Source organism: Aeromonas sp. FDAARGOS 1408 (assembly GCF_019048665.1).
GTDB classification, from domain to species: Bacteria; Pseudomonadota; Gammaproteobacteria; order Enterobacterales; family Aeromonadaceae; genus Aeromonas; species Aeromonas dhakensis.
This window is the reverse complement of record NZ_CP077394.1, coordinates 1,552,587-1,573,432: the sequence shown is the minus strand read 5'-3', so window position 1 is coordinate 1,573,432 and position 20,846 is coordinate 1,552,587. Positions and strand designations below refer to the sequence as shown.

The following is a 20,846-nucleotide window of genomic DNA, read 5'->3' as shown; positions in this document are numbered from 1 at the left end:
GACCTACCCCGACACCGCGAGTGTCATCATTGCAAAAGGAGCACGCCAGATGGCCAAAGTCAGCAAGAAAGAGATCAAGAAGAAGATCGCCACCCGCCTCGAGAAAATTGCCAAGCACGAGAGCAAGATCAAGAAGCTGAAGAAAGCCCTGAAATAAGGGCCGACACAATAAAAAACCGCCAGTTGGCGGTTTTTTATTGGCTGGGTTACATCAGACGGGCCCGACCAAATACCCGGATTGAACTGCCGGGCTCGGGGGGGATCTCGGCGTGCAAGTGCGATGCCATCCCCATCTCCTCCCCCTGCAAGAGATCGATGATGCCACCGTGGGGCCAGTGCAGGTCCCGCAGGTAACCGGCAAAGGCCGCGGTGGCCGCACCGGTGGCGGGATCTTCATAGACGCCGCCATAAGCAAAGGGGTTGCGGGTATGAAACAGCTGCTCGCGGGCGGCATGAACCAGCAAGATGGTGACCAGCCCCTCTTGCTGCATCAGGGCGCGCCCCTCGGCCATCTCGTAGTGCATGGCCGCCAGGGCGGCGCGACTGTTGAGCGCCAGCACCAGGTGATCGGCGCCGCCATGGATAAAGGCCGGCGGAATGCGGGGATCCAGATCTGCCTGGGTATAACCAAACAGCGCCAACGCGGCGCTCACCAGTTCGGCAGGGGCTGGCTTGCTGCTGGTGGGGGGCGATTGCAGCGCCGCCTGCCACTCCCCTTCCCCATCCAGCCAGCTCGATACCGAAATGGTGGCCTGATTGAGCTGCAACCCATACTCACCGGGACCAACCCGGCGACCCAGCGCCACCCCAAGGGCAATGGTGGCATGGCCGCAAAAAGGCACTTCGGCCAGTGGAGAGAAGTAACGCACCCGCCACTGCGGTGCCGTCCCGGCCGGCCCATCGGCAACGGCGAGCGGCGCGGCAAAGGCCGTCTCCGAAAAGCCCACCTCGGCGGCGATGCGCTGCATCTCCTCGGTAGCGGGCAGCTGAGCTCCAAGCCAGACCCCGGCCGGATTGCCTCCCGTCTCTCCAGAAGAGAAGGCGGCAATACGCACCAACTCGGGTTTCCACTGTGCTGCTGGCTCTGTCATGACTTGCTCCTGACGATGGCTGATAACCCTGGTCTGCCGACTGTGCTTGCACATGCCGCAGGCCGCTTTCCATAAGATAGCGAGCCCGCCGTGGCCGGTAAATTAAATGGTACACGGGTGCCGCTTGGGCGCCGCAGAGCCGGGCGGCAGCAACTACCTTTGAGGCGTGTCTGTATAAGGTCCTGCAGTGGAGCACCCTATGTATTCTTACACCCTCACCTTCAAGGAGGAGGTCGACAAGCTGACCGCCCCCGAACATGAGATCAGCCTGCACAGCCCCGCCCAGGCCGGTGATTTCATCATCCTCTCCGATGGCAGCCGTCATCAGGTGATGTTCGTCACCCATCGCGCTCACTACAGCAGCCTCTACCTCGACAAGGGGGTCAGGATGCCGCAGGGCTAATACCGTCAGCCCGTTGAAGATGACCACCGCACAGGGCCGGGCTGCGCGTTGAACGCTCGGAATCTCAGAGCACCTTGATCACCGGCTGGTGCATGATGGCGATCTCGTTCTGATAGACCACCAGCTCGCCCGGCGGCATGCCCTGCTCACCCAAAACGGTCACGGCGCACTCGTAGCGGTAAGGGCCGCTGGTGAATTGAAAGGTGTGGTTGCCTCCAGAGCCCTCCATCCTGACGGTACCATTTTTCAGCACCAGATCCGGCTTGTCGCTGAGTGCCTTGCCCTTGGCCCAAGAGGCGTAGCGATAGCGGCCATCCCCCAGCTCGTCGATGCGGATGGTAAATTTCTCGGTCAGCCACATCAGCTCGGGGCGTTTGTACTCCCGCAGGCCGGGATAAAGATCGCTTGTCTGTTTGGCGACAAGCTCAGCCTTGCGTTTTGCTGCCTGCGCCGTCTGATGATTGATGCCGCTCACCTTGCCATCGAAATCCAGCCACACCTCGCCACTGCCCAGCATGATGCCGCGCCAGCCCATGGCCTGCCAATCCTGCCCGGCCCGGGAGCTGGCGATTCGCTTTAAAATGACCTCATCAAACACCTCGTCGAAACGGGCCACCATCTCGGCCGGGCTCTTGATGGCGGGGATGGGATACTCCCGCTTGAAGGGATACTTGATCTGGCGGGCCAGCGCTTGCTGATCCCGCGCCTTGGCGGCATCGATCACCTTTTGTACCAAGGGTTGATACTCGGCGGCGAGCAGCGGCTCCTCGGCGTGGGCCGGCATCATAGCCAGCAGCCAGCCCAGCATCGACACCTGCACCAGACTCCCCCAGCGAAACACCATTTTCCCCGGCGCTTTGCCTTTCCCACCAACAGCCCACTGCACCTTGTTCATCTCATCTCCTTCAGTGGCTTGCAGCCTGCCCTGTTCATATCGTCATTCAGGGCGCATCCGGTAACCAATATTCATAGAAATCTGTTTCAGCATGCTTGGGGTTTGGCCCAAGATAGTGCCACCCGCAGCGTCGATAGAAACGCAGCGCACGCAGGTTGAGGCGGCTGACCGACAGCACTGCCCGCCGGCAACCGGCCTGCAGCATTGTGTGGGCAACGTGCTGGAGCAGCAATACGGCCAGGCCCTGTCCGCGCGCCTGCGGCGTCAAATAGATCAGGTGAACGTAGCCGCTATCCGGCTCGGATGAAGAGGTACGAAATTCCAGCTGCCCTACTATTTCGCCACCGCGCCATACATGCAGATAATGCCACTCCCGGCTGGTCAGCCTCGTCGTCATCCGCTCCCGATAGCCCGCCAGGAACGCGTCAAATCCATCGTCGCGATGGAAGCTGCACACATAGGCGTCCCGGCGCGCTGCTACACAAAACTCATAGTCACGGGCCAGATTGACCCTGTTGAACGCGAGGTTCATTCACCATCCTTGTCATAGCGCTTGCTTATCATGGTCTGAACCGAGCTCAGGAGCATTGGATGACATCAGTCAAATGCATTCTCAGCATCTCTGATGGTGGAAGATATCAGTTCTTCGAAGATTTCCATTTGTCCGGCAGGAATAAGTTGAGACTGGATCAACCTGCGCTTCTCCGGACCAAAACACCGTTCGGCCACCCAGCCAATCAAATAAACCAAGGAGAGGCAGCCGCCTGCCGTTGCAATATTTTCTTGCACTACCAGGGGAGAGTCTTGAACATCTCCCCCCATCTCCAGCAACCGGGCTTTGGCTGCAGGGTTGGTTGTCAATTTCTTTCCCTTCAGCAAACCCAGTTCATGCAATATGAATGAACCTGCGCATATTGAGCCAATCAGCTGCCGCTGCGGCTCCAGTCGCAACGCGGACATGAACTCATGGTCCTGCAACGCGGCAGGGATGCCACGCTGCCCGCTGGTGATCAGCACCACATCCTGATCACGGGCTTCCGTCACATGTCCATCCGTCTTTACGTTGATACCCAGTGCAGAGCCATGCTCCGGTTTGGTTCCCAGTATTTTCACCGACCAGCTCTCTTTGCTTCTCCCAAGCAGGTCATACATCAAGAAAAAATCCACATCGGTGAAATCATCAAATAAAACAATACCAACCTTGTACATGGTTACCCCGTCATCCTGTGCAGATAATCAAATGGTTATGTAACGTGCCGCATGAAATATCGCGTCATGTCGCCTTGAGGTGCTTTTTTACCTTCTTCAACGCCATAGTGCGCTTGAGCGGCGAGAGATAATCGATAAACAGATTTCCCAGCAGGTGATCGATCTCATGCTGCATCACGATGGCCAGGAAATCGCTGCTCTTTACCGTGATCGGGGCGCCATGACGATCCACTGCCGACACCACCACTGTGCTGTAACGTTCGACGTCGGCGTAATAATCGGGAACGGACAGACACCCCTCTTGCCCAAGCGCTGGGTCAGTGCCGCTTATCACTTGCGGATTGATCAATACCAGCGGCTGATCCCTGTTCTTTGACAGGTCGATGATGACGATGGCCTCCTTGCGCCCCACTTGCGTGGCGGCGAGACCAATACCATTGTCGGTGGCATAGAGGGTCTCCAGCATGTCATCGATCAGGCCTTGCACGGCCGCAATATCCTCAACCCGCTCGGCCTTGACTCTCAACCTGGGGTCGGGAACCGTTAAAATATCCAGCCTTGCCATCAATACGCTCCCTCAACCATGGGCACCCCATGACTCTTCCCTCGTCACCGGTCGGGACAAGGAGACGAACGCCGGCTCCTCCGCCACCACCTGATAACCGAGGCGCCGATAAAACCGCAGCGCCCCCTGATTGGCGGTAAAACTCGACAGGGTCACCCGCACCCTCCCCTCACATGCCGCTTCCCGTTGCAGCCGCGCCATGACGGCAGAACCAAGCTGCCGGCCCTGATGGCGAGGGAAGATGATCAGCAGATGGACGTGCAGCGCATCCTCGTATGGCTTGCAGCAGAGCAGGCCGACTCGCTCACCCTCTACCAGGATCCACGAAAACCAGTGCGGCTCATATTCGCTGGTCAACCGCTCACGCTGCATCTCGTCATCCCAGCCAAACACAGCCTCGACATAGGGAAAGATCCCCTCTTTGACGGCCGCAAAGCGCTGTTCAAACTCACTTGGCGGGATCCCTGCCAGTGTTATCTCCATTTCATCCCTCTGATCTGTTCGGCGCCATGACGGCCAATACCCACATCACAGCCCCCGCGATGGTGACGATGCTGCGGGGTTTGGCCCCAATATTGATTTTCATTTGGGTATCTTACTAAACAATCTGGAGATGAAAAGGTTGCAGGTACAAACAGGTGGCATAAGTGTGATGAGACGTCCCTCGTCGGAGGATGGAGGAAAGCAAATCAAGGGGAAGATGACGGGGGATAGCGTCTGGTGCGGCACCGGGCATGGGAAGAAATCGGGCCGACCTTGGGCCCGATGGGTTTAAGGGAGGCTCACCTCCTCCATAAAAATCAGCCGCAGCGGCTCTGCCAGCAGCACCTCGGCCTGGGCGGCAAAGGCCTGGAAATAGTCCGTCTGGCAGTGGCTGTCCAGCGCGGCCTGATTGACGAACGCTTCGCGCATGTAGAAGGTGCCCGGCTCCTCCTGCAATTCAAACAACACGTAATCCAGGTTGCCCGGCTCGCGCCGCGTCGGCGCAATGAGCTTGAGCAGCTCGCGGCGCAGTTGCTCTCTCATACCGGTGCGGGCCTTCAGCACGGCGATCGACACCAGTTTGTCTGTCTCTTTTTTCATCCATCCTTCTCCGTTTTACATCGTCAACACACTAGAGAGTGCAGCCTGGACAGCTATTTATAGTGCCGGATGCCCCCCATCAGAAGTTGCCCAGTGTAGGCAGGACGGTGGGTGCCATATAGGGGAGCAGAATGAACACAGTGTTCACCACGCCGTGCACAGAGGAACAAACGAGCGGGAGGGATCATTGTGCAAAGGGTGGCAACGTGACCCGCCAGGAGGCGGCACGGCTTGCAACCCCCTGGCTAAGGGCTAAGGGTCTGCAGACCAGGATTCAACATCAAGGCAATAGGTGGTGAAAGGGTGTTCGCCCAGACGTGTTTTCCTCACCCAGATGGCCCGTCTGGCGAGGGAGCGGTAAGGCGGGCGGGTATCCAGCAGGTGAAAGAGGATAGACCGATGGCCAAGCTCCCTCGCCCACCCCATCATCTCGTTGAAAATCGCCACGCCGCTTCCCCAGCCGGCCCTGGCGAGCACAATGGCAAGCTCCACCCCCTCGTCATCGGGCTGGATGCCGCACCACCCAACCAGGGTGCCGTCGAGGAAGATAGCGCGCACGCGGCAACCTGGCCGGGCGTCGACTCTCAGCTTGTGCGCCATCCAGTCGCGCACCCCGGCAACATCGAAAAGCGGGTGAGGGATCAGGTGCTTTCGCAGCGTCTCGTCGTTGAGCAGCGGCAGAAAATCCTCTGCCCTGACAGCAGAGAAGGGGCTGAACACCATGGAAGTCTCTCTCATTGCGCGAAAAGGCACTCTAGTAGGGGCTGCCATCCTTGTGTCTGGCTGACCAGGCGCCATCGGCACCCTGTATCAGGGCCAGATCGTCATCGGGATAGTCGACGGTGTCCCCTGGTAGCCTGTCCCCCACCTCGAGATAGACGGCGTCCACTTCACCGTGGTTGAGCAACTGGTGGGCCAGGCCGCTGCCACCCTTGAAGCCGATGCACTCCCCTGGCGACATCCGGTACTCCTCCTCCCCGTGGCGCAGGGTGGGATTGCCCGAGAGCACATAGACGAACTCGTCCTGCAGGCCGTGATGGTGCTTGAGCGCCGAGATGGCCCCCGGTGCCAGGGTCGTCAGATTGACCCCGAAATTGGCGAGGCCGAAATGATCCCCCAGCCTGCGCCGGGTGCGGTGCTTGACCAAGGAGGCAAAGGGCTCCGGATAAAGGGACTTTGCCTTGTGCTCGGGGATGGCCGCTGCCTGAATGGCGCGCTTGTCAGTCATGTTCTGATCCTCCCTGTGAATGACGTCTCTCTTTATAGCCTGCTCCTTAGCGGAGAAACATGGGCAGTGGGTTGAAGGGGTGTCTCACACACCATGCCATGCCCGGTTGCAGCAAACGCCAGTGAAATCCTCCCCTGTCACCCCTTTGAAGGGAGACATGATCGCCTCCACCCACGGCAAGGGGTGTTCCATATGCATTCAACCTCCCCTGCTCCTGCCCGATACCCGCCTGACCGATTGCCGCCAGATGGCAAAGACTCCCTGATTTTCGTTTGGCTATCTTAATGGCACACCGGAAAATGGGAAGTCGTGTTGGCAACATCACCAATGGAATGAAGAAGATGGCCCGCGATCACTGGGAAGCGCCCTCTTCCAGCGGCCCGGGTATGGAGGGGTACCAGTACATGCAGACCCGGTGACTAGAGCACCTCAATCCTGACCTTGATAAGCCCGGATCGGGGATTGCCGATGGCGCTGAAGGCCGCCTTGGAGAGATCGATGATGCGCCCGCGCGGGAAATTCCCCCTGTCGTTGACCCTGACCACCACGCTCTTGCCGTTGGCAAGGTTGGTGACCTGCACCATGGCGCCGAAGGGCAACTCCATGTGGGCGGCGGTGTTGGCGTGGCGCTGATAAGGCTCGCCGCTGGCGGTGCGCTTGTTGTGGTAGCGATCGGCGTAGTAGGAGGCGAGCCCCGTCTCGCTATAGCCGCGCCAGCTACCGCCGTGGCTCTCGTCATAGCGACTGCTGCAGGCGGCCAGCAGCACGGTGAGCGACAGCAGCAGCCCCTTTCGCAAAAATTGCCCCTTTTCAACCATGTGCCTTGTCCTTGCTCCCCTGCGGGGTTGTCGTGCCAATGAAGCGGTAGTGGGCGTGAGCAAACCGGCGTGGTGCCGGCCTGCCATGGCCGCGCCGCTACTTTGCCATAGTTTCCAAACAAAACGGGAGGCCAAGCCTCCCGTTTTCATACCTCGTCCGTCAGCCTCTGTCAGGCGATGAGCTTGTCGTCGGCGAAGCCAAAGCCGCGCAGACCCACCACATGCACGTGTTCGTGCTTGCCCTGCACCTTGCGGATGAGCTTGTAGGTGGTGCCCTTCTCGGGGCTGATGTTCTCGGGCGCGGCGATAAGCAGCTGCATGTCCTGCCGCTCGCACAGCTCGAACAGGGTGGCGATGGATTTGCCATCAAGCCGCGCCGCTTCGTCGAGGAACAGCAGGCGGCAGGGGGCGATGTCCTTGCCGCGCAGACGGCGGGACTCCTCCTCCCAGCTGATCAGCACCATCAACAGGATGGCCTGACCGGTACCGATCGCCTCGCCGGTGGAGAGCGCGCCGCTCTCGGCCCGCAGCCAGCCATCGGCGCCGCGCTGCACCTCGATCTCCAGCTCCAGATAGTTGCGATAGTCGAGCAGCACGTCGCCCATCACCTGATAGCTGCGATCCCCCTGCTCCACTTGCGGGTTGAGGCGCTGGAACAGCTTGGCCATCGCCTCGGAGAAGCTGAGCTCCTTGTCGGCGAACAGATCGTTGTGCATGGCGGTTTGATCGGCCAGCGCGGTCAGCAGACGGGTGTGGGCCTCGCGGATATTGACGTTGAGGCGCACCCCGCGCACCAGACCGAAGGCAATGTTCTGCAAGCCCTGGTTGAGCACCCGGATGCGGTTCTGCTCGCGGCGGATGATGTTGGTGATCTTGGCCGCCACCTCGTGGGAGGAGAGCGACAGATGGGTTTCCCGCTGCTTGAGCTCGTCGGCCAGACGGGCCAGCTCGATCTCCATCTCCTCGATGGCCTCCACCGGATCATCGGAGCGGATGATGTCGTTGCGGATGCGATCTTTCAGGTAACGGTAGACCTGCACGTAGAAGGCCACCTTCTGCTCGGTGCTGCGGTTGCCTTCCGACAGTCGCAGCGCATCGCGCAGGGCCTCGTCATGGGCCACCGCCACCCGCAGGGCGCCGAGGGCCTTGTCTGACATGGAGCGCAGCTCATCGCTGTCAAGGTAGGCCAGCTCGCGCTTGTTGAGGCGCTTCTCGACGTCGGTCTCCCGCGCCAGCCGCACCACCCGCGACCAGCTCGCCTTGTGACCCACCAGGGATTTGCGAGCGCCGTAGTAATCCTTGCCCTCCAGCTTGAGACGGCCGCCAAGGGATTCGATCTCGCGCTTGGTCACCTGCAGCTGGGCCTCGGCGCTGGTGCGACGGGAGCGGGTACGGATCAGCAGCTCTTCGATCTCTTTCTTGTGGGCGCGCGCCTTCTCTTCCATGTCGTCAGAGAGGGTCAGCCCCATGGCCGCCAGCTCCTGCTCGAACTCGGTCAGGGTCTGGCGCTTGGCCTCGACGCTGGAGTTGAGCGCGGTGCGCAGCTGCAACGCCTCGGTGTGACGCTGGGCAATCTGCTTGTGCTGCTCGCCAGCGGTGCGGGCGGCAAGCTCGGCCGCCTTGAGCTTCTCTTTGAGTCGCTCGCTCATCTCGGAGGCCTTGCCCAGCAGGTCTTGTGCATCCTGATAGGCAAAGTGCGGCAGGCGGGCCACCAGCTGATCGAGGGCGTAGCAACGGCGCTTCTGCTCGGCCAGCAATTCGTTGGCCTCGTCAAACGCCGCCTGTAGGGCAGAGAGATCCTGCGGATCCTGACGCAGCACCTGCACCATGGTTTCCAGCTTCTCGAGCGACTTGCCGTGCTTGGCGATAAAGGCTTCGGCCTGTTTCAACGCTTCCACATCGGCGTGAGCCGCCTCGAGGCGGGCAGCCAGCTCTGTCTCGGCAAACAGGTGGGCAAAGGGCAGCATCCCCTGCACCAGCTGGATATGGCGGGTCAGCTGGGCGGCGGCCGCTTTGGCCTCGGTCAGCTGCTTGTTGCATTCGGCGATGGTCTCTTGCAGCTTGCGCTGCTCGGCCTGTTTGGCCTGCACTTCCGCTTCCGGGTCGGGGCGGAAGGCGATATCCAGATGCTGGCCGATAAAGTCGCGGAAGTGACCGTAGAGGCGGTGGTACTTCTGCTGCTCGAAGGCGGCCTTGGCGTAACCCTCGATCAGCTCTTCGCGCTCAAGGTCGAGTTGTTCGATCCGCTTTTCCCGGGCGGCGCGGCCAAACAGCGGCAGCTCGGGGTAGCGGGAGAAACGCACCTGACGCTTGCTGGTGCGCACCAGCACGGCGTCACCCAGCTCGTCGGCCTCCACCAGATCCTCGTCAAAGGAGTCGGGGTTGCCCTGGATGAGGTAGATATCCTCCGGGCAATCTTCCAGCTTTTTCAGCCGCTCGATGGCGCCTTCGAGATCGAGCACCACCAGGGCGCTGCGAGCCGGGCCATAGAGTGCGGAGTAGTAAGGGGCATCGTCGATGGAGATGTCGTCGTAGACATCGGAGAGCAGCACGCCCCCCACCTGTTCGGCGATGCGGGCAAGACGGGGATCCGCCTCACCGGCCCCCAGCTGCAGGTTGCGAATTTGCAGCTCCAGCGCCTGTTTCTGCGCCGCGATGCGGTTGCTCTCCTGCTCGAACTCGCGCTCCTTGTCGAGCACGCTCTGCATGCCGGAAGAAAGTTCTTCGGCGGTGGCGAGCGCCAGCCCACTCTGCTCGCGCAGCTGCTCAAGTTTTTCTAAGGATTTCAGCCAGCGCGGGGCCAGCTTGGTGAGCTCCGCGATATCGCGGCCAAGCTGAGTGCCCTGATGCTCGAGGCTGGCACGGCGCTGATTGACCTCGGCCTGTTGCTCGGCCAGCTCCTCCTGACGGGTGCGCTGGGCTTCGAGGAAGATCTCCAGCTCATCGCTGCTGGCAATCAGCTGGCCAGAGGCCTGCTGCAGCTCGTCACGCAGCTTGAAGAGACTCTTCTGGCTTTCGCTCTCTTTCTCGAGGCGAGCCAGCGCGGCGCGCAGCCCCTGCCCCTGGGCGATGCGAGCCTTGTCTTCGATGTGACGCTTGAGCAGCGCCTGTGCGGTGGGCCAGGCGGCCTCGCGCACTGTCTCGGGGGCGATGCTCAAAAGCAGCGCCAGCGCAGCTTCGTGCTCGGCCACCGCCGCCTTGGCCAGCGCCAGCTGCTGCTCGGCCCCCAGCACCCGGCTGGTGAGGCTCTGCTCGGCGGCGCGGAACTGGTGCAGGGTGTCGCTCGCCTGTTCGGCGGTCAGCCCCGGCAGCTCGCACTGCTCGCGGGCGTTTTCCAGGGCCTGCACCGCCTGACGGTACTGGATGGCGCGGGTCTGCTGGATATCCAGCGCCTGCTGGTAGTCGGCCAGCTGGGTCTTGAGGCTGTCTACTTCTGCCTGGGCCAGCTCCTTGCGCTCTTCCACCTCCAGCAACTGGCCGTGGATCTCCTCCACCACCGCCTGTTGCTGTTCGAGTTTGTCAGAGAGATCCGCCAGATCGGCGCGATACATCTCGATCTTCTTTTGCAGTGCCACGGCAGCCAGCACCTTGGCCAGGTGCTCGGCGGCTGACTCCAGCTCGTCGGTCAGCAGCTTCTCGCGGTTGGTGAGCTGCTCCACCTCGTCGGCCAGATAGATGGCACGCTGCTTCTCTTCGGCCAGCAGGCGACGCTTGCCTGCCAGCTCCTGGCGGGCCTTGAGGGCCAGCTCGGAGAGACGGTTCTTCTCGGCGGCGTTGCGCACATAATCCGCCGCCACATAGTGGGTGGTCTCGGTAATGAGGTTCTTGAACAGATCCCGCTGGCCCTGAGTCTCTTTAATAGCCTCAAGGGTGCGGCGGTTCTCGTAGATGGCCGCCTCCATGTCCTGGAACGCCTTGCGCACCCCGGAGTTTTCCGGCAGCAGGTATTCGCGCAAGGAGCGGCTGATGGACGAAGAGATACCGCCGTAGAGGGAGGCCTCGATCAGACGGTAGAACTTGCCGCGATCTTTTTGATCACGCAGCTTCTTCGGGGTGATGCCGAACTCGAACATGAAGTTGTGATAGTCGGTCACCGTATTGAACTTGGCGACCTTGATGGCGCCAAGCTCGGCCGCCGCCCCTTTCAGATCGGCGAAGGCACGTACCCGGCCCTTGCCGTCGTCGAGCTTCTCCAGCAGCAGATCGGTGGGCGCCAGATTCTCCGGCACATCCACCAGTGCAAACGGGGTGATGTTGACCTTGTTGTCACGGTTGGCCACCTGCTCCAGGTGCACGCCGACCCAGATCCGCTGCTCGCGGCTGTTCATCACTTCCAGCACCGAGTAGCAGTGACCGCGCTGCAGCTTGCCGTAGAGCCCCTTGTCACGGGACGCGCTGGATGAGCCTGCCTCCGTGGTGTTGCGAAAGTGAAGCAGGGACTGGTCGGGGATGAGGGCAGCGATAAAGGCCGCCATGGTGGTGGACTTGCCCGCACCGTTGCCGCCGGAGAGGGTGGTGACCAGCTGGTCGAGATCGAAGGTCCGGGCGAAGAAGCCGTTCCAGTTGACCATGGTCAGGGATTTGAACTTGCCTCGCACCTTTATACCTCCAGATCCAGTTGTTCTTCATCGAGGTCCGCCTCGATGTCATCAAACAGCGAGTCGCTGCTCGGCATTTCGTCGTCGTGGAAGATGGCCTCCCCCTCCTGGATCATCCGCAGCTGCACCGCGCGCGGATCCTCATCGGAGCGCACGTCCGCGGCGAAGCGGAACACTGACTCGTTGACCCGGAATTTGTCGCTGTTGCCAAGGGCGGTGATCATGCCAAGGCGACGCAGGCGGCGCATGGAGGTACGGATCTTCTCCAGCAGTTTCTTCTTGTCCAGATCGGTGCCACCGGAGCGGCTGTTGACCATCCGCAGCAGCTGCTTCTCGTCGGCCAGGCTCAGCACCTCCTCCTGCAGCTCGCCCATGGCGAACACTCCTTCCGAGGCGAGCCGATCCGGGCTCAGGTAGAGGTAGCAGAGTACCTTGCCCACCAGCATGTCGAGCTCGGAGAGGACTGTGGTGCCAATGTCGGCGCTCGGGCGCGGGCGCAGGTAGAAGAAGCCTTCCGGCGCCTTGATGAGTTCCACCTGATAGCGGCCGTAGAAGATCTCCAGCTCCTGGTGGTATTCCACCAGCGCCGAGTGCTGCTCGAACTCGTCGGCACTGATGTGGCGGCCGGAGCGCAAGGCAGTGTCGATGCGCGGAAACAAGGGGTTGGCAATCGCCTCTGCGAGCCGCTGCGGCAAGGGAAATTCAGTATTGATCAATGACATAGGCCTGAACCTTGGATCCAGCTTGGTTAATGGGTTTCCATGCGGGCTGACGATGCAGCTGGTGCTCGCCGCTGGCATGGCCCAGGCGCACGGCCTGGTCGATCAGAAGACGCGCCACATCGAAGTGGGCATGGGCCGGGTAGTCCAGCAGGTATTCGCGCAGCACATCGGCCAAGTCCAGCTGCTGGCCCTGCTCGGGGTAGCGGGCCAGATAGCGCTCGATCCGCTCGGCCAGCTCCTGGTTGATGTCCACCATCTCCATGTACTCCATCTCGAGGGGCACCTCGCCGGTCACCTCCTCGTCGTGGATGGCGATGGTCTCGTCGCGCAGCTCCAGCAGGCGGGGCTCTTCGGCCACCCGCAGCTGCCAGTTGTGCTGATCGAAATTGCGGATGGATTCCCGCAGCCGCTGGCTGAAGGCGCGGTTCTTGTCCATGTCGATGGCGTTGCGGATGAACTTGTGGACGTGCCTGTCGTAGCGGGCCCACAGCTCGATACACTGCTGGCCCCAGCTGGTGATGACGTCAAGGCGCCCCTGCAGGGCGTGAGTCAGCTCCTCGACGTGGAACAGATCCTCGCGCCCCTGGGCTGCTTCCTGAATGTTGAGCAGGCCCGCCTGCAGACGGTGGCCGGCGGCGTCCAGGGTATCCTGCAGCTCGCGCAGGGTCTGGCCGGTCTCGTGCAGCAGTTTTTCGCAGCTGTGGATGGCATCGACCCAGTTCTGGGTCAGCAGGGCCGCGATCTCGCTTTTGACCTGATTCTGCTGCTCATCCATGGCGCGCTGGGTGAGATCGATGCGTCCCAGCGTCTCTTCCAGGGAGAAGGTGAGCCGTGGCAGCACCTCGGCATCCCACTGCTCGCGGGTATTGGTCTCGAGCGCCGCCTTGCGGGCGGTGTCGAGCTCGGCCGCCAGGTGCTCGAGCAGGATGGAGAGCTTGATGGAGTCGACCTGGCGCTGATCCATGAAGAAGTCGACGATGCTCATGCCAAGACGCGACAGGCGATAGAGGCTCTCCCCCGCCACCATGTCGGTGTTGAAACGCGACAGCAGCTGCTGGCGAATGAGATCGTTGATGGCGTTGTTGGCGCGACCGGTGAGGGTCTCGTCCATCTGGCCGAAGGCGTTGCTGACGTAGCCGAAGGCATCGTGCAGGGCCGCTTCCGACAAGTCCGACTCATCTTCGGACAGGGTCTTGATTGCAATCAGAAAGGCCAGCCGGTCGGTGGGCAGGCTCAACGCCAGCCCCTCCTGCCTGACCCATCCCACCATCTCTGGCAGGGTACGGGATGTACTCATCATGACGTTGTCATCTCGTTGTTGTATTGGGCGCAAAGCCTTGCGCGCGGCTACATCCGGTAGCATCGAAAAAAGGGGCTCAGCCAGCGGGTTTCTGCGCCATCACGTGGATATAGCGCCCCAGGGAGATAAACGGCTCCTGCCGGCAATATTGCTGCTCCATGGCCAGCAGATCGTCGAACTTCTCCAGCTGATCCTGCTTGTGGCGCATGTAATCGTGGATCACCCGCACCCCGGTCTTGCCGATTATCTTGAGCCCGCCCCGGCCAATCCAGTCATACACCTGCTCCGGCAGCTGGGGATTGGTGGGGGTCAGCGCCGTCTGCCGTTTCTTGCGAAGACCCAGGCGCACATAATCGAAATTGCCCACCACCAGGCTCTGGAACAGCAGGCCGTGGCGGTTGTAGAAAAGCAGCGACAGTATGCCCCCGGCATTGACGAAAGGGAACAGACCGAGCAAGGTCTGGCGCGGCTCGGCGAGCCACTCCAGCACCGCGTGACAGAGCACCAGATCGAAGGTGCCGGTCACGTGTGCTTTAAGATCCTGAATGGGGCAATGGATGAGACGAATTCTGTCTTCCAGCCCCTTCTCGGCGATCTGGCTGCGGGCCAGTGCCAGCATCTCGGCGGAGAGATCGCACAGCTCCACCTGATGGCCCATGGCCGCCAGCTTCTGGGCAAAGTAGCCAAAGCCGCCGCCCGCATCCAGGATGCGCAGGGGCCGGTTGCCAAGGCGGGCCAGGCAGGCTTCGATGTCGCTCCACACCACTGTGGTGCGGATGCGCCCCTTGGTGGAGTCATAAATGTTGCGGGCGAACTTGTCGGCCCGCCCGTCGAAACTCTGATCGTGCTTCAAGGAGAAACTCAACTTTTGCGCCACAGGCTTGTGGCCATCCCAAAAAAGAGAGGTATTCTGTCACATCCCGAATTTGCTGAAAACTCAAGGAACTCTCTGCCGTGTTTGTGCTTAAAAAGTGGCTAGGTCAGCTGCTGATGCCGCTCCCCTTCTCCGTCACCCTGCTGTTGCTGGCGCTGCTGCTGCTCTGGTTCACCCGTTTTCAGAAAACCGGCAAGCTGCTGGCGACCCTGGCCCTGCTCATCGTCGCCCTGATGGGGATGCGGCCAGTGAGCTACCAGCTGGCCCGCCCTCTGGAGCAGACCTTCCCCCCCTTCGAGGTGAGCCAGCATCCGGACATCCAGGCCATCGTCGTGCTCGGCAACGGCCATGTGAGCGACCCGGCCGTCCCTGAGCGCAGCTGGCAAAACAACATCGCCCTGGCCCGCACCCTGGAGGGGGTACGGCTGGCCCAGGCCTATCCCCAAGCGGAGCTCATCTTCTCGGGCTATGTGTCGGGGGATCCCCTCTCGAACGCCGAGGTCAACGCCCGCATGGCGGCAAGCCTCGGCATCCCTCGCTCGCGGATGACGTTGTTTGAAAACAACAAAGACACCCACGACGAGGCGGTCAGCATCAGCCGCCACCTGCAGGGCAAGCGGGTGGCGCTGGTGAGTTCGGCCACCCACCTGCCGCGGGCCATGGCGCTCTATCAGGGTCAGGGACTCAATGCCGTACCGGCTCCCACCGACTACACCGCCAAGCAGAGCCAGGTGGTGCAACCCCTCTACAGCTACCTACCCAAGGGGCGCTATCTGATGTATTCCGAGGCTGCCATTCACGAATGGATTGGGGTATGGTGGGCCCGTCTGCGGGGTCAGGTCACCGATTGAGCGATCGAGCCTTTCATTCCTGATTTGGATCAGGAAAGCGAAAAAAAATTACGTCATTTGCCGCCGGGTCAGCTATCTTGGGCTCGGTTCAATTCATATAATGTCGCGCAATCAAATGCCTAGGAGATATAGAAGATGAGACAGCACCTGGTAATGGGTAACTGGAAACTGAACGGCACCAAGGCTTCCGTCGAAGCACTGATCAAAGGACTGACCCCGGCGGCTGCCGCTCATCCTTCTGTACAAGTCGCCGTCTGCCCGCCGGTTATCTTTTTGGGTCTGGTTGAGCAGCTGACCGCCGGCAGCAAGATTGCCTACGGTGCCCAGAACGCCGACGTTCACGAGTCTGGCGCCTTCACCGGCGAAAACGCTCCGTCCATGCTCAAAGCCTTCGGTTGCACCTACTCCCTGGTCGGCCACAGCGAGCGTCGTACCCTGCACGCAGAGACCGACGAGGTGGTTGCTGCCAAGTACGAAGCCATCCAGAAAGGCGGCCTGATCCCCGTGCTGTGCATCGGTGAGACTCTGGCCCAGTTCGAAGCCGGCACCACCAACTCCGTGGTCGAAACCCAGCTCAAAGCCGTGATCGATCGTTGCGGTATCGCCTCCTTCGAGAACGCCGTCGTGGCTTACGAACCGGTATGGGCCATCGGCACCGGCAAGACCGCTACCCCGGAAATCGCACAGGCCGTGCACGCTCACATCCGCCAGTACCTGGCTGGGTTTGATGCCGCCGTGGCTGCCAAGGTACAGATCCTGTACGGCGGCTCCGTGACCGGTGCTACCGCTGCCGACCTGTTCGGTCAGCCGGACATCGACGGCGGCCTGGTGGGCGGTGCGTCCCTGAAAGTGGACGACTTCTCCCAGATCATCGCTGGCGCGGCCAAGTAATCGGCTGCCTTGGAGGGGGCGCTTGCCCCCTCCTGCGTATCGCTTTTCCTATGGCAGCCAGCGCATCCCATATGAAAGCCGATATAGTAAAAGTGGCTTGTCTCATTTAACCCTTTCGTATTCGACAACTCAGATCCAGAGGCACTCATGACCAAACAAATCAAACGTATTGGTGTTTTGACCAGTGGTGGCGACGCACCGGGTATGAACGCAGCCATTCGCGCCGTGGTGCGCGCCGGCCTGCATCATGGCCTGGAAGTCTACGGCATCTATGATGGCTACCTCGGTCTGCACCAGGACCGTATCGTCAAGCTGGAGCGCCACAGTGTCTCCGACGTGGTCAACCGTGGCGGTACCTTCCTCGGCTCCGCCCGTTTCCCGGCCTTCAAAGATCCGAAAGTGCGCGCCGAAGCGATCGAGAACCTGAAAAAGCACGGCATCGACGCCCTGGTGGTGATCGGCGGTGACGGCTCCTACATGGGCGCCAAGAAGCTGACCGAAGAGGGTTTCCCCTGCATCGGCCTGCCGGGCACCATCGACAACGACATCGCCGGTACCGACTTCACCATCGGCTTTGACACCGCCCTCAACGTGGTAGTGGATGCCATCGACCGTCTGCGCGACACCTGCAGCTCCCACCACCGCATCTCAGTGGTCGAGATCATGGGTCGCCACTGCGGCGACCTGGCCATGTCTGCCGCCGTCGCCGGCGGTGCCGAGTACGTGATCGTGCCGGAAGTGGCCTTCGACAAAGAGAAGCTGCTGCAACAGATCAAGGAAGGGGAAGCCAAAGGCAAGCGCCACGCCATCATCACCATCTGTGAGCATGTCACCGACGTGAACGCCCTGGCCAAGGACATCGAGGCCATGACAGGTCGCGAAACCCGCGCCACCATCCTGGGCCACATCCAGCGCGGTGGCTCCCCGACCGCCCGCGATCGCATCATGTCCAGCCGCATGGGCGCCTTCGCCGTCGAACAGCTGCTGGCCGGTCAGGGTGGCCGCTGCGTCGGTATTCAAGGCAACGAGATGGTGCACCACGACATCATCGACTGCATCGAGAACCTGAAGCGTCCCTTCAACCAGGAGCTCTACGATCTCTCCACCACCCTGTTCTAAGCCCCGCTTGTTCAGGCTGTTGTGACAAAAAACCCTCCGATGGAGGGTTTTTTATTGGCGCGGGCTACCTGCCGGCACGCCCGCTCCCATTCCACCCTCTGGCATGTCTGCCGTTATCCCCTCCCATGGCTCCCTGCCTTCCCCTCGCCTCTTCAGGCAGCCCGGTCAGGGCGATGCAGCCAGCAAGCCTCCCCACCTGCCATTGACTCACAGCGAAACCAGGGCTATCGCGCTGTGCAGTCAGCTCACCCTCCTTGTCATCAAGTGGTCATGTACCTGCCATCAGCAGCCCCCATCGAGCCGCCAACATGCCGTGAAAAGAGTCGAACAGGATCGGTTAAATGGTTGCACGACTGTCATCAATCACAGGATTTCTGCAAATTTGCGAGCGTGCTGCCGCCAGAAGGTGGCGTCACGACAGGGAAAAATCCCCGGAGCACGACAAGAAATGCTGGGGGTAGGGAAAATGGGGCTGACAGCAGTCCAAACCATGCCAGACTCACTCCATCGCCAGCAAAACTGTCTGCTTTTGCCGACAAAATTTTAAAAAACCAAAAAAGCCTCATATAAGACCCTGAGTGGGACACAACAAGAATAAAGATAATGCATTGATTTAATTAAATAAAAACAACATCAAATCCTAGTGCATGCCCAACACCCATCTTGAAGCTGATAAAACAGCCTTAGATTTATAAAAATGACGCTTTCGAGCGCTACGCGACAACTATGGCCACATAAATACACTTTACTATTGTTTTACTGCGCAATTGTGGTATCTTGGTTCCATCATCAGTCAGCCAAGGGAGACAATAATATGAAAGAGTTTGTGGTTACTGCCGTTTTCACCGTGTTTTTCACTCTGGTTGCCGTCTCTCTGCCGTCGCTGTCACAGCTTTGAGCCGGTTGGTTGCCCACTTCGTGATCCGCATGGGCAACGATAGGCACCAGTGCGCTGGTTAATTCACCGCATTCAGTCATTTTTGGTCGTTTCATCGAAAATGAGTGCAGACAAGGTGGTTAGCACCAGTCGGTGTATATAAACAGAGCTGTCGTGCCACGGCAGCGTAAACAGGGGGAGCCAGTGGCTCCCCCTGTTGCATTTGTGTCTGCGGGATTTACTCTTGCCCCCCTGCCCGTCACAATATCCGCTGGATTCGCCATGCAGGAATTACCATGACACAGGATGCGCTAAGCCATTGGCGTCGTGATCTTCATCGTCTGCCCGAAGCGGCCTGGTGTGAATTTCGTACCAGCTCCCTCATCGCTCACCACCTCAATGAACTCGGTTTCTCCATCATGCTGGGTGACAAGCTGCTGGCCAGCAACCTCATCATGGGACGCAACATAGACGTGCAAGCCCAGAAGGAGCGAGCCCTGCGCCAGGGCGCCCATCCGGACTGGCTGGGCCGGATCGAAGAGATAACGGGGGTGATGGGACTGTGGGACAGCGGCCGACCGGGCCCGACCCTGGCCTTTCGCTTCGACATCGATGCGGTGGAGGTCGAGGAGAGCCAGGATGAACTGCATCCCCCCAGCCAAGAGGGGTGGCACTCGCGCAACCCCGGCTGGATGCACGCCTGCGCCCATGACGGCCATACCGCCATCGGGCTGGTGCTGGCCGAGCGGATCGCCGCCCTCGCCGATCGACTGAACGGCCGTATCAAGCTCTTCTTCCAGCCCGCCGAAGAGGGGTGTCGCGGCGGCAAGGCGCTGGCCGCCGGTGGCCAGCTCGACGACGTGGATGCCCTGCTGGCGCTGCACATCGGCATTCATGCCAACAGCGGCGAGCTGGTGGTCAATCCTACCGAGTTTCTCTGCTCCACCAAGTTCGACGTGGAGTTCATGGGACGCGCCGCCCATGCGGGGCTCGAGCCCAACGCCGGCAGCAATGCGCTGGCGGCGGCCTGCATGGCCACTACCGCCATGCTCGGCATCGCCCGCCACCGCGACGGCATGACCCGCATCAACGTCGGCCAGCTCCATGCGGGCAGTGGCCGCAACGTGATCCCGGGCCATGCCCTGCTGCAGGGAGAGACCCGGGGCGCCACACCGGCCCTCAACGACTACATGTTCAGCCAGGTGCAGCAGATGGTGGAAGGGGCGGCCATGATGCAGGGTGCCACCTACCTCATTCGCAAGCAGGGCGAGGCCATCGGCATCGACAACAGCCCGGCCCTGCTCGAGGAGATCATCCCGCTCGCCCAGGCGCTCAAGCTGGAGACCATTCACACCCGCCGCTTCGGCGCCAGCGAGGATGCCGGTTTTCTCATCGAGCGGGTGCAACGTAACGGCGGCCAAGCGGCCTACCTGATCCTGGGGGCCAATCTGGCGGCGCCCCATCATCACCCGGAGTTCGACTTCGACGAGGCCGTGCTGACGCCCGGCGTGGCCCTGCTGGAGTCCTGGTTGCTGGCCCGCCTCGGCCGCTAGCAAGAGCCGGATACAGACAAGGCAGCCCGCGGGCTGCCTTGTTTTTTTTCACTTCCCCTGTGCAGCAGAGGCAAATGGCGTTCCTATTCGCCCAGCACGATGGCCGAGAGGTGGGCGAAGTGGTGGATCTCGTGGGTCGCCTCGCTCGGACCATCCTGACGGGCCGGGTTGTACCAGCAGGTCGCCAGCCCCTGGGCCGCGGCGCCGGCGATATCGGTCTTGGGGTTGTCTCCCACCATCAGCACCCGCGCCGGACTCGGCTGTCCCATCAGTGCCAGCGCGTGCTGGAAGATGGCCGGCGCCGGCTTGGTCACCTGCACCTCGTCCGAGATCACCAGCGGTTCGAACCAGGCCTGCCAGCCCAGCTTGTCGAGGCGCCCGCGCTGGGGCAGGCTGAAACCGTTGGTGATGATCCCCATCTTCACCTTGCTCTTCAGCGCCTGCAGAGTCTCCTCTACCCCCTCCAGCGGCACGCTCAGGGCGATGATCTGCTGCAGGAAGGTGTCGTTCATCGCCATCGGCGCCACGTCCACCTGCTCGGCAAAGAGGGAGAAACGGGTCTGCTGCAGGTGGACGGCATCGATCTCGCCGGAGTTGTACTGCTGCCAGAGCCGGTGGTTGAGGGCATGGTACTCCGCCATCTTGGGCGGAGTCGGCGTCACGCCGTAAATGTGCAGTGTCTGCTCCAGCGCCTGAGCGACCGGGAAATCGACCAGGGTTTCATCCAGATCGAACAACACCCAGTCATAACTTGGTTCTTTCACGGGAT

At 61.0% G+C, this 20,846-nt stretch carries 20 protein-coding genes; 5 read left to right on the top strand and 15 right to left on the bottom strand.

Annotated elements, in window-relative coordinates:
• Window positions 1-206 precede the first annotated feature (206 nt).
• On the bottom strand, window positions 207-1,091 hold the full coding sequence (locus I6L38_RS07385; RefSeq protein ID WP_216989339.1) for a PhzF family phenazine biosynthesis protein: 885 nt from the start codon (window positions 1,089-1,091) through the stop codon (window positions 207-209).
• A 199-nt stretch (window positions 1,092-1,290) separates the two neighbouring features.
• Between I6L38_RS07385 and I6L38_RS07380 the strand changes: the two genes are divergently transcribed.
• Entirely contained in the window at window positions 1,291-1,494 is a 204-nt protein-coding gene (locus tag I6L38_RS07380) for a hypothetical protein (RefSeq protein ID WP_005300545.1), read from the top strand.
• 64 nt (window positions 1,495-1,558) lie between these two features.
• Here I6L38_RS07380 and I6L38_RS07375 read toward each other — a convergent pair whose 3' ends face one another.
• From I6L38_RS07375 to cmoM, 13 genes are all read right to left on the bottom strand, one after another.
• The gene (locus I6L38_RS07375) at window positions 1,559-2,389 is read right to left on the bottom strand and encodes a hypothetical protein (protein WP_216989338.1); all 831 of its coding nucleotides are present in this window, start codon (window positions 2,387-2,389) and stop codon (window positions 1,559-1,561) included.
• A 46-nt stretch (window positions 2,390-2,435) separates the two neighbouring features.
• Complete coding sequence (locus I6L38_RS07370; protein WP_216989337.1) at window positions 2,436-2,921, bottom strand: GNAT family N-acetyltransferase; 486 nt, start codon at window positions 2,919-2,921, stop codon at window positions 2,436-2,438.
• Window positions 2,922-2,986: 65 nt separating this feature from the next.
• Window positions 2,987-3,598: a DJ-1/PfpI family protein gene (locus I6L38_RS07365; RefSeq protein ID WP_216989336.1), complete on the bottom strand. Its 612-nt coding sequence runs from the start codon at window positions 3,596-3,598 to the stop codon at window positions 2,987-2,989.
• A gap of 64 nt (window positions 3,599-3,662) precedes the next feature.
• Window positions 3,663-4,163 carry a peptide deformylase gene (gene def, locus I6L38_RS07360; protein WP_024942521.1) on the bottom strand — a complete coding sequence of 167 codons (501 nt, stop codon included), beginning with the start codon at window positions 4,161-4,163 and terminating at the stop codon, window positions 3,663-3,665.
• Window positions 4,164-4,175: 12 nt separating this feature from the next.
• Complete coding sequence (locus I6L38_RS07355; protein WP_024942520.1) at window positions 4,176-4,646, bottom strand: N-acetyltransferase; 471 nt, start codon at window positions 4,644-4,646, stop codon at window positions 4,176-4,178.
• 288 nt (window positions 4,647-4,934) lie between these two features.
• Complete coding sequence (locus I6L38_RS07350; protein ID WP_024942519.1) at window positions 4,935-5,246, bottom strand: putative quinol monooxygenase; 312 nt, start codon at window positions 5,244-5,246, stop codon at window positions 4,935-4,937.
• Between the two features lie 252 nt (window positions 5,247-5,498).
• On the bottom strand, window positions 5,499-5,984 hold the full coding sequence (locus I6L38_RS07345; protein ID WP_024942518.1) for a GNAT family N-acetyltransferase: 486 nt from the start codon (window positions 5,982-5,984) through the stop codon (window positions 5,499-5,501).
• 16 nt (window positions 5,985-6,000) lie between these two features.
• Window positions 6,001-6,474, bottom strand: coding sequence for a cupin domain-containing protein (locus I6L38_RS07340; protein ID WP_024942517.1), 474 nt, complete (start codon window positions 6,472-6,474; stop codon window positions 6,001-6,003).
• A 419-nt stretch (window positions 6,475-6,893) separates the two neighbouring features.
• Entirely contained in the window at window positions 6,894-7,292 is a 399-nt protein-coding gene (locus tag I6L38_RS07335) for a septal ring lytic transglycosylase RlpA family protein (RefSeq protein WP_024942516.1), read from the bottom strand.
• A 170-nt stretch (window positions 7,293-7,462) separates the two neighbouring features.
• Complete coding sequence (gene mukB / locus I6L38_RS07330; RefSeq protein ID WP_024942515.1) at window positions 7,463-11,890, bottom strand: chromosome partition protein MukB; 4,428 nt, start codon at window positions 11,888-11,890, stop codon at window positions 7,463-7,465.
• A 2-nt stretch (window positions 11,891-11,892) separates the two neighbouring features.
• Window positions 11,893-12,612 (bottom strand): chromosome partition protein MukE, encoded by a 720-nt coding sequence (mukE, locus tag I6L38_RS07325; protein ID WP_024942514.1) that lies wholly within the window; start codon window positions 12,610-12,612, stop codon window positions 11,893-11,895.
• On the bottom strand, window positions 12,593-13,912 hold the full coding sequence (mukF, locus tag I6L38_RS07320; protein WP_005300519.1) for a chromosome partition protein MukF: 1,320 nt from the start codon (window positions 13,910-13,912) through the stop codon (window positions 12,593-12,595). The genes mukE and mukF overlap by 20 nt, the downstream gene beginning before the upstream one ends.
• Before the next feature lie 76 nt (window positions 13,913-13,988).
• Window positions 13,989-14,765: a tRNA uridine 5-oxyacetic acid(34) methyltransferase CmoM gene (gene cmoM, locus I6L38_RS07315; protein ID WP_010634083.1), complete on the bottom strand. Its 777-nt coding sequence runs from the start codon at window positions 14,763-14,765 to the stop codon at window positions 13,989-13,991.
• Between the two features lie 101 nt (window positions 14,766-14,866).
• Here cmoM and elyC point away from each other — a divergent pair, with 101 nt between their 5' ends.
• The 4 genes from elyC to I6L38_RS07295 all read left to right on the top strand — a co-directional run bounded on the left by elyC (window position 14,867) and on the right by I6L38_RS07295 (window position 20,077).
• Window positions 14,867-15,637 (top strand): envelope biogenesis factor ElyC, encoded by a 771-nt coding sequence (gene elyC, locus I6L38_RS07310; RefSeq protein ID WP_005300514.1) that lies wholly within the window; start codon window positions 14,867-14,869, stop codon window positions 15,635-15,637.
• A gap of 135 nt (window positions 15,638-15,772) precedes the next feature.
• Window positions 15,773-16,528, top strand: a complete 756-nt coding sequence (gene tpiA / locus I6L38_RS07305; RefSeq protein WP_005300511.1) for a triose-phosphate isomerase — start codon at window positions 15,773-15,775, stop codon at window positions 16,526-16,528.
• Window positions 16,529-16,675: 147 nt separating this feature from the next.
• Window positions 16,676-17,647 (top strand): 6-phosphofructokinase, encoded by a 972-nt coding sequence (gene pfkA, locus I6L38_RS07300; RefSeq protein WP_005300508.1) that lies wholly within the window; start codon window positions 16,676-16,678, stop codon window positions 17,645-17,647.
• Window positions 17,648-18,820: 1,173 nt separating this feature from the next.
• Window positions 18,821-20,077 carry a M20 family metallo-hydrolase gene (locus I6L38_RS07295; protein ID WP_024942513.1) on the top strand — a complete coding sequence of 419 codons (1,257 nt, stop codon included), beginning with the start codon at window positions 18,821-18,823 and terminating at the stop codon, window positions 20,075-20,077.
• A gap of 83 nt (window positions 20,078-20,160) precedes the next feature.
• Here I6L38_RS07295 and yjjG read toward each other — a convergent pair whose 3' ends face one another.
• Window positions 20,161-20,841, bottom strand: a complete 681-nt coding sequence (gene yjjG / locus I6L38_RS07290) for a pyrimidine 5'-nucleotidase (RefSeq protein WP_017764584.1) — start codon at window positions 20,839-20,841, stop codon at window positions 20,161-20,163.
• Between the last annotated feature and the right edge of the window lie 5 nt (window positions 20,842-20,846).

Bases quoted from the DNA above. Each gene is read 5' to 3' on its own strand.
- I6L38_RS07385 (WP_216989339.1), bottom strand. From the start codon at position 1,091: ATGACAGAGCCAGCAGCACAGTGGAAACCCGAGTTGGTGCGTATTGCC.
- I6L38_RS07380 (WP_005300545.1), top strand. From the start codon at position 1,291: ATGTATTCTTACACCCTCACCTTCAAGGAGGAGGTCGACAAGCTGACC.
- I6L38_RS07375 (WP_216989338.1), bottom strand. From the start codon at position 2,389: ATGAACAAGGTGCAGTGGGCTGTTGGTGGGAAAGGCAAAGCGCCGGGG.
- I6L38_RS07370 (WP_216989337.1), bottom strand. From the start codon at position 2,921: ATGAACCTCGCGTTCAACAGGGTCAATCTGGCCCGTGACTATGAGTTT.
- I6L38_RS07365 (WP_216989336.1), bottom strand. From the start codon at position 3,598: ATGTACAAGGTTGGTATTGTTTTATTTGATGATTTCACCGATGTGGAT.
- def (WP_024942521.1), bottom strand. From the start codon at position 4,163: ATGGCAAGGCTGGATATTTTAACGGTTCCCGACCCCAGGTTGAGAGTC.
- I6L38_RS07355 (WP_024942520.1), bottom strand. From the start codon at position 4,646: ATGGAGATAACACTGGCAGGGATCCCGCCAAGTGAGTTTGAACAGCGC.
- I6L38_RS07350 (WP_024942519.1), bottom strand. From the start codon at position 5,246: ATGAAAAAAGAGACAGACAAACTGGTGTCGATCGCCGTGCTGAAGGCC.
- I6L38_RS07345 (WP_024942518.1), bottom strand. From the start codon at position 5,984: ATGAGAGAGACTTCCATGGTGTTCAGCCCCTTCTCTGCTGTCAGGGCA.
- I6L38_RS07340 (WP_024942517.1), bottom strand. From the start codon at position 6,474: ATGACTGACAAGCGCGCCATTCAGGCAGCGGCCATCCCCGAGCACAAG.
- I6L38_RS07335 (WP_024942516.1), bottom strand. From the start codon at position 7,292: ATGGTTGAAAAGGGGCAATTTTTGCGAAAGGGGCTGCTGCTGTCGCTC.
- mukE (WP_024942514.1), bottom strand. From the start codon at position 12,612: ATGTCATTGATCAATACTGAATTTCCCTTGCCGCAGCGGCTCGCAGAG.
- mukF (WP_005300519.1), bottom strand. From the start codon at position 13,912: ATGATGAGTACATCCCGTACCCTGCCAGAGATGGTGGGATGGGTCAGG.
- tpiA (WP_005300511.1), top strand. From the start codon at position 15,773: ATGAGACAGCACCTGGTAATGGGTAACTGGAAACTGAACGGCACCAAG.
- pfkA (WP_005300508.1), top strand. From the start codon at position 16,676: ATGACCAAACAAATCAAACGTATTGGTGTTTTGACCAGTGGTGGCGAC.
- I6L38_RS07295 (WP_024942513.1), top strand. From the start codon at position 18,821: ATGACACAGGATGCGCTAAGCCATTGGCGTCGTGATCTTCATCGTCTG.